Source organism: Trinickia violacea (assembly GCF_005280735.1).
In the GTDB taxonomy this organism is placed as follows: domain Bacteria; phylum Pseudomonadota; class Gammaproteobacteria; order Burkholderiales; family Burkholderiaceae; genus Trinickia_A; species Trinickia_A violacea.
Genome location: NZ_CP040078.1, coordinates 996,121 through 1,008,659 on the forward strand (window position 1 = coordinate 996,121; position 12,539 = coordinate 1,008,659).

The 12,539-nt window shown below is 66.3% G+C and carries 13 protein-coding genes; 1 reads left to right on the top strand and 12 read right to left on the bottom strand.

Annotation, left to right across the window (positions count from 1 at the left end; translation table 11 throughout):
- The first annotated feature begins 132 nt into the window (after window positions 1-132).
- The gene (locus FAZ95_RS26565; RefSeq protein ID WP_137337605.1) at window positions 133-1,311 is read left to right on the top strand and encodes a glycosyltransferase family 87 protein; all 1,179 of its coding nucleotides are present in this window, start codon (window positions 133-135) and stop codon (window positions 1,309-1,311) included.
- Here FAZ95_RS26565 and FAZ95_RS26570 read toward each other — a convergent pair.
- The 12 genes from FAZ95_RS26570 to FAZ95_RS26625 form a co-directional block, all read right to left on the bottom strand.
- Complete coding sequence (locus FAZ95_RS26570; RefSeq protein WP_137335481.1) at window positions 1,275-2,285, bottom strand: pilus assembly protein TadG-related protein; 1,011 nt, start codon at window positions 2,283-2,285, stop codon at window positions 1,275-1,277. The two genes, FAZ95_RS26565 and FAZ95_RS26570, sit on opposite strands and share 37 nt — an antisense overlap.
- A gap of 71 nt (window positions 2,286-2,356) precedes the next feature.
- Entirely contained in the window at window positions 2,357-2,785 is a 429-nt protein-coding gene (locus FAZ95_RS26575) for a TadE/TadG family type IV pilus assembly protein (protein WP_137335482.1), read from the bottom strand.
- The gene (locus tag FAZ95_RS26580) at window positions 2,782-3,660 is read right to left on the bottom strand and encodes a tetratricopeptide repeat protein (RefSeq protein WP_137335483.1); all 879 of its coding nucleotides are present in this window, start codon (window positions 3,658-3,660) and stop codon (window positions 2,782-2,784) included. The genes FAZ95_RS26575 and FAZ95_RS26580 overlap by 4 nt, the downstream gene beginning before the upstream one ends.
- Window positions 3,657-4,607 carry a type II secretion system F family protein gene (locus tag FAZ95_RS26585; RefSeq protein ID WP_137335484.1) on the bottom strand — a complete coding sequence of 317 codons (951 nt, stop codon included), beginning with the start codon at window positions 4,605-4,607 and terminating at the stop codon, window positions 3,657-3,659. The genes FAZ95_RS26580 and FAZ95_RS26585 overlap by 4 nt, the downstream gene beginning before the upstream one ends.
- Complete coding sequence (locus tag FAZ95_RS26590) at window positions 4,604-5,578, bottom strand: type II secretion system F family protein (RefSeq protein ID WP_137335485.1); 975 nt, start codon at window positions 5,576-5,578, stop codon at window positions 4,604-4,606. The genes FAZ95_RS26585 and FAZ95_RS26590 overlap by 4 nt, the downstream gene beginning before the upstream one ends.
- A gap of 1 nt (window position 5,579) precedes the next feature.
- Window positions 5,580-6,929 carry a TadA family conjugal transfer-associated ATPase gene (locus FAZ95_RS26595; protein WP_437437787.1) on the bottom strand — a complete coding sequence of 450 codons (1,350 nt, stop codon included), beginning with the start codon at window positions 6,927-6,929 and terminating at the stop codon, window positions 5,580-5,582.
- A 15-nt stretch (window positions 6,930-6,944) separates the two neighbouring features.
- On the bottom strand, window positions 6,945-8,147 hold the full coding sequence (locus FAZ95_RS26600) for a CpaE/TadZ family protein (RefSeq protein ID WP_137335487.1): 1,203 nt from the start codon (window positions 8,145-8,147) through the stop codon (window positions 6,945-6,947).
- 11 nt (window positions 8,148-8,158) lie between these two features.
- Complete coding sequence (locus FAZ95_RS26605; protein WP_137335488.1) at window positions 8,159-8,575, bottom strand: CpaD family pilus assembly lipoprotein; 417 nt, start codon at window positions 8,573-8,575, stop codon at window positions 8,159-8,161.
- A 58-nt stretch (window positions 8,576-8,633) separates the two neighbouring features.
- Window positions 8,634-10,010, bottom strand: a complete 1,377-nt coding sequence (locus tag FAZ95_RS26610; RefSeq protein ID WP_175425772.1) for a type II and III secretion system protein family protein — start codon at window positions 10,008-10,010, stop codon at window positions 8,634-8,636.
- 40 nt (window positions 10,011-10,050) lie between these two features.
- Window positions 10,051-11,055 (bottom strand): Flp pilus assembly protein CpaB, encoded by a 1,005-nt coding sequence (gene cpaB / locus FAZ95_RS26615; protein ID WP_137335489.1) that lies wholly within the window; start codon window positions 11,053-11,055, stop codon window positions 10,051-10,053.
- A gap of 19 nt (window positions 11,056-11,074) precedes the next feature.
- Window positions 11,075-11,542 carry a prepilin peptidase gene (locus FAZ95_RS26620; RefSeq protein WP_137335490.1) on the bottom strand — a complete coding sequence of 156 codons (468 nt, stop codon included), beginning with the start codon at window positions 11,540-11,542 and terminating at the stop codon, window positions 11,075-11,077.
- 110 nt (window positions 11,543-11,652) lie between these two features.
- Entirely contained in the window at window positions 11,653-11,835 is a 183-nt protein-coding gene (locus tag FAZ95_RS26625) for a Flp family type IVb pilin (protein ID WP_137335491.1), read from the bottom strand.
- Window positions 11,836-12,539 lie beyond the last annotated feature (704 nt).

Consider the following 12,539-nt stretch of genomic DNA (forward strand, 5'->3'; position numbering starts at 1 on the left):
GATTAAGGCTCCATGTCCTCCTACGATCAATCCGTGAGCGCGCGCGACCAGAACGTCTCGGACCGGCCCGCATCCGGACGGCCGATCAAGGGATGGCTGACGCAAAGACGCCTGCTGCTCTACAGCGGCATCATGCTGCTGCTGCTCGTGCTGTTCATGGTGGCCTGGGCGGGCGTGAGCCACGGCTTCACGACCGAGGCCGTAGCGCGCCCCGGTGTGGACTTTTCGGTTTTCTGGGCCGCGTCGTATCTGATGCTTCACGGCGCGCCGTGGCAAGCCTACGACCACATCGTTTTCGCCACCACCGAGCACGCGCTCTTCACGCTGTACGGCAAGGCCGATTTCCTGCCTTGGCTTTACCCGCCGACTTATCTCGTCGCGGTCACGCCGCTGGCGCTGCTGCCCGTCAGGGTTGCGCATCTGTTGTTCGTCGCCGGCAGCGTGCTCGTGTTCGCATCCGGCGCGTTGCGCGTGTCCGGCCTTGCGCGCAGCGTCGGAGGCTGGCGCACGGCAGCGTTTCTGGTGGCCGCCTGCCCGTGCGTGTTCGTCACGAGCGTGTTCGGACAGAACGCTTTGCTGACCGCCGCCATGGCCGCATTCGCCGTGTATTGGCTCGAGCGCCATCCGGTGCGCGCCGGACTTTGCATCGGCTTGTTGGCGATCAAGCCGCAGATGGCCGTGGTGTTTCCGTTCGTCCTGATCGCGGCGGGCGCTTGGCGCGTGTTTGCCGTGGCGGCGCTAAGCGGCGCAGCGTTTGCGGCCATCAGCGCGTGGATTTGCGGCATGCGCGCGCTACAGGGGTTCTTCGTGAATCTGCGGCTTGGGCGTGAACTGATACTCGAGCACAGCGTGCGCTTTCATCTCGCGTCGCCCACGACGTTCGCGGCGCTGCGTCTCGATGACGTGCCGCTCGTTCCCGCCTATCTCGCGCAAAGCGCCGTGGCCGCGATTGCGATCGCCGCGGCATGTGTCGTCTGGAAGCGCTCGCGCGATACGAGTATGCGCGCGGCTGTGCTCGTCACCGCCACCTTGCTGTCGAATCCGTATCTCTGGCACTACGAGCTTGCGTGGCTCGGCATCGCGCTCGCGTGTCTGACCGCAAGCGGCTTGAGCGGCGGATGGAGGCGCGGCGAACAGGGCGTCATCGTGTTGGGGTGGCTGCTGCCGCTCTACGAGTTCTTCAATCCGGGAGTGCTATTGCCCCAAGTCGGCCCAATCGTTCTGCTGCTCGTGCTCTGGGTCATCTTGCGGCGCACTAACGCACACATTCGCGCTCACATCGCCAATTGCGGCGCCGCATACGCCCCATAGTTCGGCCCGACGCCGCTCGTCGTCACGGGAATCGTGTAGCCGGAAACGAAATGGCCCTGGATGTACTTGCCGCTGCCGCCCACCGACGCATCGATGTAGAACGGTGCGAACGCAACGATCGCGACATACGTCTGCGTGAGCGTTTGAGTGACGACCGGCAACAGCACCGTGGTATTGACCGGCACCGAACTGTACAGCGTGGTCTTGGCGCCGGGCACGAGATAGACACTGTTGCCGATGCTCAAGGAGGTCGGGTTGCCGGTCGACATCAGGTTGCGCATGGTGGTGACGTCGTTGGCGCTGTCGAGGAAGGTCGTCCATTGGCCTGCCGAGCACGAAGCGCCATACGTGGAGCCGTCGGTGATATTGAACTCGTATGGCGCGCCGGTTGAGGGATTGATGAGCGGCGAGTTCGTGGCCGAATTCCAGTATTGGTTGTAGACGCACTGATCGAGTGCGACGGGAAAGAGCCCGCCCGAGCCGATCGCTCCCGGCGTCCTCACCACCGCCACCGCCGACGCGCTGCCGGACGTGCTCGTGATGTTCATCACGCCGGCCAGCAGCAATGAAATCGGCCCGCCGTTGACGTTCGCCGTCCGCGCGATGGTGACCTGCACGGCCGGCATGTCGTAGGTGCCGGGCGTAATGGTGGCGGCTTCGAGGCTGGCCGGCGCGCCGGTCAAATTCCAGTAGCCGGTTTTGATCGTGCCCGTCGAGAGCGTCTTGCCGTCCGACGCGTTGAGCGAGACCGCGCTCGTCGCGGCGGTTTGCGCTTGGGTCCAGTTGGGCCCCGAAGCGGTGGACGGTGTCAGCGCGGCGGCCCCCGCGAGCGCCGCCGCGTCGGCTGCGTTCTGCAATTCGTTGCGTGCGACGGCGAGGCGCGCCATGTCGATCGCAAATGCGCCGAATGCCAGCAGCGGGATCAGGAACAGCAGAAAGTACAGCACGACGGAGCCGCGTTGCGGCGCTCGCATCGTCCGTTGCCCATGGAGGCGATGAAGTCGAGAGGAACGTGCGGGATGAGGCTTAAAGCGACGCATGGCGCTCACTCGTAGTTCATCACAGTCGTCGCGGAGAGCGTGACGGGACCGGTGAGCACGCTCAACGCCGAACCGACGACAAGACCCTCGTACGTGTAGCTGACGGTCACCGTCAGCGGATTGCCTGACGACGTGCCGCTCGATTGATTGACCGTGACCGTCGGCGTCGTGGCCGTGCCGCCCGTGATCAGGCTGTTCTGCGCGTAGTTGAGCGCGACCGTCGTGATCTGCGCGGCGGTCAAGGGCGGCACGCGCACGACCACGCCGGCGCGTGCGGCCTCGCGGCTCGCGTTGGTGATGACCGCCTTGTCGCACAAGAGGAGGCTCACGTCGACGATGCCGAACAGCACCATCATCAGAAACGGAAACACGAGCGCGAACTCGAGGGCGACGACGCCCTCGTCACGTTTCGCGAGCGCGGCGAGGCGCTTCATTTCGTTGTGTCCGGACCCGCTTGCGCCGAATTGGATTCGGCGATGCCCGGCGCTTTTACAACCGCAGCGGCCGCGCTTCCCCGCCGCGCCGCGAGACCGGCACGCACGGCCTGATAGACACGCAGGTTATCGTCGACGGCCGAGGGCGGCAGATCGAGCTGCAGGATCTTTTTCGCGGAGTCGGCATTGCCGAGCACCCCATAGCCGAACGCGAGATTCTGCCGCGCCTGCCAGGGCGCATCGGAGAGATTGGCGACATCCAGCAGCACGTTCACCCCTTCGCGCGCGTGGCCGTCGACGATGAGCGAGAGCCCGAGATCGACGCGCAGTCCCTGCGCGTCGGGATGCACGCGCAGCGCCTCGCGATAGACCGCTTGCGCTTCGTCGTGGCGGCCTTGCAGATCGAGCGCCGTGCCGAGACCTTCCGAGGCGAGCACGTTGTTCGGTTGCGCGACCAGCAGCGTTCGATACAGCGCGGCGGCGTCGTCGAGGCGGCGCTGCCGCAGCGCGACGCGCGCGAGGCCGAGCTGTGCGCCGAGTTGCGCAGGCGCGCGCGCCGCGGCTTGCGCGTAGAGCACTTGGGCGCGGTTCAGGTCGCCGGTTTGATAGGCGACATCGGCGAGGCCGAGTTGCGCGTCGACGGAGTCGGGATGCGCCGCGAGAATTTTTTCGTAGAGCGTCGCGGCCAAGTCCGTGTTGCCGCCGGAGAGGGCACTGTCGGCGACTTTCAGATCGGCCTGCGGGTCGCTGCGCGGCGAGGCGGCAACGGGCTTGACATTGTAGGCGTTGTTCGCGCAGCCGCCCGCTGCCAGGGCCACGAGGAGTACCGGCAGCGCGATGGCGAACGCCAGCGTGTTAGCGTGAGCGATTTTCATTGGGCTCTGAATACGGCGAGTAGGCGAATCACGGCAGGGCCGGCGGCGATCAGGCCGACGGTCGGGAGAATGAAGAGCATCATCGGCAGCGTGATTTTCGTGGCGAGCTTCGCGGACTTTTCTTCGAGTGCCGTCAATTGCTCGGCCCGCTCGATATGGGACAGCGTGCGCAGCGCCTGCGTGATCGGCGTGCCGTATTGCTGGGACTGGATGAGCGTCGTCGCGAGCGCATGCACGGACGGCACATCGACGCGCGCCGCCAGATTCCGCAGAGCCGTGGCTTGGTCCGAGCCGATCTGGAGTTCATCGGCGGTGAGCGTCAGTTCGTCGGACAGCGGCGGACAGATGTTGCGCAGCTCGTAGGCCACGCGCTTGACGCTGACAGCGAGGCTGTTGCCCGCGTTCGTGCAGATCACGAGCAGATCGAGTGCGTCGGCGAGGCACGCCGAGATCTTCTTTCTGCGCCGCGCGATCAGTGCGCCGAGCGCGTACTCGGGCGCGATCAGGCCGATCACGAAGCCCCCTGCCATCGCGATGAGGCGAATGACGAGGTAGTCGCCGAAGCGCGGAATCATGGGCGCCAAGGCGAGCGCTGCCAGCCCCGCGAGCGCGCCCGACAGCAGCTTTACGCCGATCATCGTCGATAGCGCGCGGGGGTCGCGAAACCCCGCGCGAATCAGTTTTCTTTTCAGCGCATCCCGTTGCGTCGGGTCGAGCATCGGCACCCGCTCGCCGAGCGCGGCGACGCGCTGAAACAAGCCTCGCTTCAGATCGGCGGGGCGCAGCACGCTCGTCGCGGCCGGCGCCGCGTTGCCGAGCGACGTCGCCAGGCGCATGCGCTGCGCGATCTGCGTGCGCACGCGCGAGCGCGGGCCGGCCAGGGCCAGCGCGGCCCAGCCGAGCAAGAGCATGAGCGCGAGCAGCGATATGACGTCGAAAGTCTTCATCGCGACGTATCCAGTTTCGCAATCTTGTTGATGGTCAGCAAGCCGATGGCGAGCAGGACGGCGGCCGCGGTCAGCATCTTGTGTCCCGCACTCGTGGTGAACAGCAGCTCGATATAGGACCGGTTCACGAGGAACAGGAACCCGGTGATCACAAACGGCACGGCGGAAATGACTTTCGTCGTGATCCGTCCTTCGGCGGTCAGCGCGCGGCTTTTCAGCCGGATTTCGCGGCGCGAGCGAATGATTTCCGCGAGCTCTTCGAGCGTTTCGCCGAGGCTGCCGCCCGTCTCGCGCTGCAGCAGCAGATAGACCGTGAAGAACGAGAAATCCGCGATCTGCAGACGCTCGGACGCCTGATTCAACACGTCCTTCAAGTCGGCGCCGAGCAAGAGGCTGTCGCCGATGACCCGGAAGGTCGAACGCACGGGTTCTTCGGCATCGTGACCGGCGGTGTTGATTGCCTGAACGACGGGGATGCCCGCGCGCACGGCGCGCACGATCAGGTCGATCGTGTCCGGAAACGCTTCGAGAAAGCGCGTGCGAAAGCGCGAGACGAGAAACCGGTAGCTCATCCGCACCGCAAGCAACGGCACGCCGGCATAGGCGACGACCCGCACGATGGCCGGCGCGTCGGCAAGGCTCGCGCCGGCGGCCGCGAGCAGGAAGCCGATCACGGCGCTCGCGCCGATCAGCCGCATGCCCGCCTTGCCGCCCACGGCTCGGACGTGCGCCGCATACCGGTGCAGCCACGCGGCTAGCGGGCCGCGCTGGCGATCGAGGCTCAAGAGCGCGACGCCCGACCCCGGCCGATCGGTCTGCTGGCCGCCGCCTCGCAGCGAGATCTCGCGCATGCGCCGGCGGATGCGCTTCCGCGCTTTGCGATGCGCGAGTGGAAGCCAGCGCGGCACATAGAACCCCAGCGAGGCGACCGTGAGAAACGCGACGACGGTAACGAGATTGACGGCGTTCATGTCATGTCCGCAGCGCTTCGATCAGCGCGTCTTCGACGCCGTAATAGGCGGCGCGCGCCGCGAACGCGGGCCGTATCGAGGTCGATTCGAACGCGCCGGTCACGTCGTCGAGCGACGCCCCCGCGTTCTGGCGAAACGCGAAGAGATCCTGCGAGATGACCACGTCGCCTTCCATGCCGACGATCTCGGTGATGCGCGTGATGCGGCGCATGCCGTCGCGCATGCGCTCGATCTGCACGATCAGATGCACGGCGCTTGCGATCTGGCGGCGGATCGACAGCAGCTGCAGATTGGCGTTGGCCATCATGACCATGCTTTCGAGCCGGCTGATGGCGTCGCGCGGCGTGTTCGCGTGGATCGTCGTCATCGAGCCGTCGTGGCCGGTGTTCATCGCCTGCAGCACGTCGAACGCTTCCGGGCCGCGGATTTCGCCGAGGATGATGCGATCGGGCCGCATCCGCAGTGCGTTGCGCACGAGATCGCGCTGCGACACGCCGCCTGTGCCCTCGGTGTTCTCCGGACGCGTTTCGAGGCTCACCACGTGCGGCTGCTGCAATTGCAGCTCGGCGGCATCCTCGATCGTCACGATCCGTTCGTGCGCCTCGATGTGCTGCGACATCGCGTTGAGCAAGGTCGTCTTGCCCGAGCCCGTGCCGCCGGAAATCACGACGTTCAGGCGGCACATGCAGGCGATCTTGAGCACTTGCAGGATCGCCGGCGACAGGTTGCCTTGCTGCGCCATGCGCGCGAGCGTGATGTCGCGCTTCGCGAACTTGCGGATCGAGATCGACGGCCCGCGCATCGCGATGGGCGGCAGCACGACGTTGACGCGGCTGCCGTCGGCGAGCCGCGCGTCGACCATCGGCGAGCTTTCGTCGACGCGGCGGCCGACCGCGGCGGCAATGCGCTGGGCGACGTTGACGACGTGGGCGTCGTCGCGGAACTTGAGCGGCGTCAGCTCGAGCTTGCCTTGACGCTCGACGTAGACCTGGTCGGCGCCGTTGACGAGGATGTCTGTGACGGTGTCGTCGGCGAGCAGCGGCTCGATCGGACCGACGCCGAACATGTCGTTCAGGATCGCGTCGACGATCTGGACTTGCTCGCTCCCGGTGATCTTCAGTTGCTCGCGCTCGATCGCGTGGCGCGCGATTTCGTCGATGCCGGCGCGGACTTCGCCGCGCGACTTCATCAGCGCGGCCGACAGATTCATCGAGGCGAACACGGCGGCGCGGATCGTCTCGAAGCGCTCGGAGCGAATCAGTTCCTCGTGGCTGTCGAACGGCGCCTGGGCTCGAGCCGCCGGGCGGCTTGCGGAAGCGGGAGCCGGCTTGGGCGGTGTGTGGTCCTTCATGCCGAATTTCACGGTCTACCCCCGCTTTTTCGTGAACCATGCATACCAAGGCTCAGCGGCGGCCGCGCCTTCGCCCGTGATGCCGTGCGCCACCGCCGCGATGGTGCTCAGAAAGCCGTGCCGCGCGGCGGCGACGGGTTCGCCGAGGTTCTCGGCGAGCGCCAGCGCCTTGGGCGCATACGGCAGCTCGTGCGCGATCATGCGGCCGAACGCCTGATCGAAGTCGGCGCCGTCGACGCGGCCGTTCACCGGTTCGAGCGGATTGTTGAGCAAGACCGACGTGATGCGCTCGCCGGGCAACTCCTGCGCAAAGCGGATCAGGCGCGCGCATTCGCGCGCGGCGTGCACCGAGCGGTCGGCGACGAGGTAGACGAGATTCGAGGTGTCGAGCGCTTCTTCCATGACGTGCCCGCCGCCGCGCGGAACGTCGAGCAGCACGTAGTGGAAGTCCTGCTTGAGCGCATCGACGAGTTCGGCGACCGCGCCCGGCCGGATCGACGGATCGGCGCCATACGGAAGCTCGGCGGAGAGCACGAAGAGGCGGTCGGTCTTCGTCACGAGCACGCGCTCGATGAACGAGGCGTCGGGCCGCTGCGGCATTTGCAAGAGCTCGATCAAGCCGTTGTTGTTCAGCACGCCGAGCTGCGCGTTCGCCGCGCCGCCGTTCAGGTTCAGGTCGACATAGGCGATGCGCCGGCGCGTTTCGCTCGACAGATGGCGCGCGAGACACACCGCTATCGTGGTGACGCCCACGCCGCCGCGCGCGCCGATGAAGGAGAGCACCTTGCCGGTGCGCACCTGCAGCACCGGCTCGTTCGAGGCGAGCGAGCGCCGCAGCAACTCGACGGTCAGCGGCTTGACGAGATAGTCCTGCACGCCGATGCGCAGCAGATTGCGAAACAGGCCGACGTCGTTCTGGTCGCCGATCGCCACGACCTTGATCGACGGTTCGCAGACTTGAGCGAGCCGGTTCAGATCGGAAAGCGGCATCGCGAGGTCCGACACGTCGACGATGAGCTGGCGCGGCGAGCGCTCGACTTGCTGCAGCAGCCGGATGGTGTCTTCGAACGTGCCGAGCTGCAGATGCGCGTTCGGGATCGCGTGGTCGAGCAGCAGCTTGCCGATCACGTCGCGGCTGCCGGGATCGGTGACGATCGCGACGAAATCCGCCGTCTTGACCGCGGCGGGCTGGCTGGAGAAGGGCGTCGCGACTTTCATGATGCCTTCCGTCAGTGGGCGTACTGCGAAGTTGTCGGGGATGCCGGCGTTGTCGTCGTCGACGTCGGGGCCGTGGGCTGCTTGATGCGATCCTCCTGGTAGCGGCGCACGGCCGAGGCCGCGGTGGCGGCGTCGGCGCCCGCGTAGGGCAGCGGCGCGACGACGTCCTCCGGACGCGCGATCATGACGGCGAGGTTCGAATAGGTCGCGCAACCGAACGCGACGCTCGGCTGCCGCACGCCGGCATCGACGAGATGCGACGGCTCGTTGAGCTTCGCGCAGTCAGGCGGCACCGCGCGCCCGTCCTGGTAGCCGATCACCGACGCATCGGGCAGGTTGAGCGGCGGCGGCGCGGACAGGCACCCGGAGAGCGCGAGCGCCGCCAGCGCGGCGAGTCGCGCGGCGCGGCGGAAGGCTGGACGTGACATAGGCGCTCCTCGCTAAATGGATCAGTCGCGCATCCGCTGCGCGCGTCTGTTACACGCGTCAATAAACAAAGCCCGCCGCGCCGGCGAGGCGCGGCATCTTGCCCGAGAGCGGATCGATGCCGAGGTCGTGCTGCAAGACGAACTCGAGGTCGCTGCTCGGCCTCATGACGCTGTCGAGCGGCGTGGTCAATTGCCCCGGGTTCGCGGGCTGCACGATGTAGGGCGTGACGATGACGACGACCTCCGACTTGTCGTCGAGGAAGTTCTTCGACGAGAACAGCCGCCCGATGATGGGCAGCCTGCCCAAGCCCGGCAGCTGAGATATCACGTCACTGGTTTGGCTCTGCAACAGGCCGCCGATCGCGAAGCTCTGGCCGCTCGACAATTCCACGGTCGTTTCGACGCGGCGCACCGTGAGCGCGGGGACTTTCACGCCGGCCGTGATCACGCTGTTGGTGTTGTCGATCTCGCTGACTTCGGGGCGCACCTTGAGGCTGATGCGGTTGTCGGCGAGCACGGTCGGCGTGAAGTCGAGCGACACGCCGTACGGCTTGTACTCGATCGTGATCGCGCCGGTCGTGTCTTGCGCGACCGGGATCGGGATCTCGCCGCCCGCGAGAAAGCTCGCCGTTTCGCCCGACATCGTCGTGAGGTTCGGCTCGGCGAGCGTCGACGTGAACCCCTCCTGGTCGAGCGCGTCGAGCACGACGTCGATCGACCACTTGGACGTATGGAAGCCGCCTCGCACGGAAAACGCGTTGGAGGGCGACAGGTTGAAGAGATTGGTGGTCGGGTCGATCAGCTGCCGGCCGTTGAAGAGGCCGCCCATGAAGTTGCCGACATTGCCGAGCGAGCTCCAATTGATGCCGAGCTGCTGCGTGATGTTGCGATCGACCTCCGTCACGCGCACGCGCAGGTAGACCTGAACCGGCCGCGACAGCGTCAGGCGGTTCACAAGCGTTTCCTGGTCATGCAGGTAAGGCTTGAGCGATTGCACGACCGCGTCCGCATCGGCCGCGCTCGGCACTTTGCCCTCCACCATCAGCGAGCCGGGCGCGCTCGTCACCTTCAGCCGCAGTTGCGGGAAACGCGCGTCGAGGATGCGCTGCAGCGACTGCGTATCGATGCTGACGACGACGGTGTCCTGCAGGATCGTGCGGTTGTTCGCGCCGAGCGCCATCAGCGTCGTGGTGCCCGCTTTCTTGCCGAGCACGTAGATCGTGCGCGGCGTGGGGACGTGCACGTCGGCCACGCTCGGATCGGCGACGAACACCGAGGTGGCGGGCTCCGGCAGCTGGATCAGCTTGCCGCTGCCGTTCGCGATGGATAAGGTCCCCGTGGCGTTTTGAGCGGATACCCCGTGCGCGAGCAGCACGCCGAGTGCGAGCGCCCAGAGCCGGTGTGTGCGAACCATCGAATGGGCCGTGCGAGCCATGTCGTGCCTTGTCGATATCTGCGTCGGGTTGTTTTGCGTTCTAGTGCTTCGTTGCCGTGGACGCGTCGGCTGTCGCCATGGCGCCCGCCGGTGTCGATGGAAGCGGTGGCAAGGGCGGCAAGCCGGGCGTGCCCGGGGCGTTCGCCGTTTCCCCGTCGTCGACCTTGGAGCCGCGATACACGACCACCGGCCGCGGCGAGTACTGCACGTGTCCGCTCGCGCCGTCGGCTGCGGACGTGTCGCGCGCGGACGCGCCGGACGCACGATAAGCGCGCGACACGTCGCCGGCCCACACGGGCGGCGTGTTCGATTCGAGCTCGTCGCCCGCGGCCGGCTCGCTGCGATCGTTCGTCGCGAAGCTGCGCAGCGCGAGCGACAACGTGCCGAGGCGAGTCGCCACCGAGACGACTTGCGCCGTATGAGGCGTGACTTCGAGCGTGATGGTGCGCGCGCTGGCAACCGGCTCGCTGGCGGCGGCCTTGCTGCGCTGGAGCGTGGAGCCGACCGCGAGCACGCGGACCCGCCGCACGATCGTCTCCGACTCGACCGCCGCTTCCGGCGACACCGGCGCGTCGCGCGTGCCGGCGAGCTGCTGCGTGAGCAGCACATCGACGTAGTCGCCAGGCTGGATCAAGCCCGCGTTGCCTGAGACCTCATCGATCGGCACCGAGATCGCCCGCATGCCGGGCTGCAGCGCGGCGGCGAGGAAGTCGGGTGCGTCGGCGGCGATCACGTCGGCCGTGCGTAGCGGCGTACCCGCGCTCACGCGGTTGCGCAACAGGGCGCCTTTCAAGCCGCCGCCGCCGTTTTGGGCTGCGACCAGCACGTCCGCTGGAGCCTGCCCATGCGGCACATTGCGCCACTGCAGGTCGCTCTCGCGCAGCAGGAGTCCTTGCGGCAGGTCGGCCGCCGCCACGGGGATGCGATCGTAGACCGCCGTAGCGGGTGCCTTGGGCGTCGACGCCGCGACGTAGAGGATGCGCACGACGAACGCCCCGATCGCGGCGATGAGGATGAGCAGTGCGATTCTCAGTGCGTTCGGCATGGATGACATCGCCCGTGGGTCATGGTCTCGGCGCGGCCTGCGCGAGCGGCAGCCAGACCGCCGCGGCGCCGGCCGCCGCGAGCGCGATGCCGTACGGCACCTCGCGCGAGCGGGCCGGGTGGCGCGGAGCGATGCGGTTCAACGCGAGCATTGCGAGGCCGAGCAGGAGTCCGCACAAGCTCGTGATCAACAGCGTCGGCATCGAAAATGCAGGCCCCGCCCACAGAAACACGGCGGCCGCGAGCTTGGCGTCGCCCGCGCCGATCCAGCCGAAGCGGAACATCGCCGCCGACAGCACGAGTGCAGCGGCGGCGGTGCCCAGATGCTGCGCGAACGTCGCCGCACTCGTCGGCATCAGCGGCGCGGCGACGACGTAAAGCGCCGCGACGGCGAGCACCGAGCGATTGGGCAAACGCCTGCAGCGCATGTCGTGCGCCGCCAGCGACGCGAGCACGAGCGAGGCTGCCAACTGGACCGCGTGAAGCATGAAACGCCCCCCGATAGCAGCGCGCTGCCGCGGGCCATGGCTACCATGCCTGGATTCGCGTTGGCCGTTGGCGATGTGCGCGGAAAGTATCTGAGCCGAACGCGGGCCGTTTAGATCAGGCCCGCGATCTTCGACATCAAGCTCGTGAAGATGGAGGGAAGACCGGAGCTCGTGCTGCTGAGAATCGCGCCGACCGCCGCGACCGCGACCACCACGATACCGGCGAGGACAGCGTATTCGAGTGCGCTGACACCCCGTTCGTCGCGAGCCAGCGCCTTGATGAATTGCAGCATGAGTATCTCCCTGAGTTGCATGCGGCTCGCAGAGCGAGCCTTGCTTACTTATCGTCGGGCGAACCTAGCCAACGAGCCTGTGGTTGCGCACATGCGCAATGAGTACCGAAACCGGAACCGGCCGTCGCACAAGGACGAGCCGGCCCGCGGCGTGATACCCGCGAATCTTCGAACCCCCTAGTCTGATGATTCGCAATTAATGTATAGACGATTGAAGAATTGATTTCAAACCGGAAAAGAGGGGAATTCGCGGGCGACTTTGGGAGATTGGAAATGAACGCTTGACGGGCCTTCTAGCCGGGGCTCATCGATCCTTTCGATCGCTTCGACCGTCATAGCGTCATGGCTCGCTGAATGGATTCGCCGTCGCTTTCGCTGCGATGCGGCATTACGACCGTTCAGTGCGAAAAATCGGCGAAGCGATGGTTAAAGAAACGAATGCGCCATTGGGAATTTGTTTCGCAATGTAACGGGGCTTGCATTCGGTGCATTTCAATTGCGTCAAACCCCCTCGGCTTCAAACACGGCTGCTTCGCCATTCGAGCCACGTCGAAAGCTCGAAATCAGACAGGCCCGTCCAGCCGGAAGGCGGCTTGACAAAGCTCGGCCCCGCCTTCTATTTTTCCTCTGCCTTCGTTCATTACCAAATCTTTCGATTACGGAAATCGTATAGAAACAGTACAAATTACCGGCATCGAATCGCA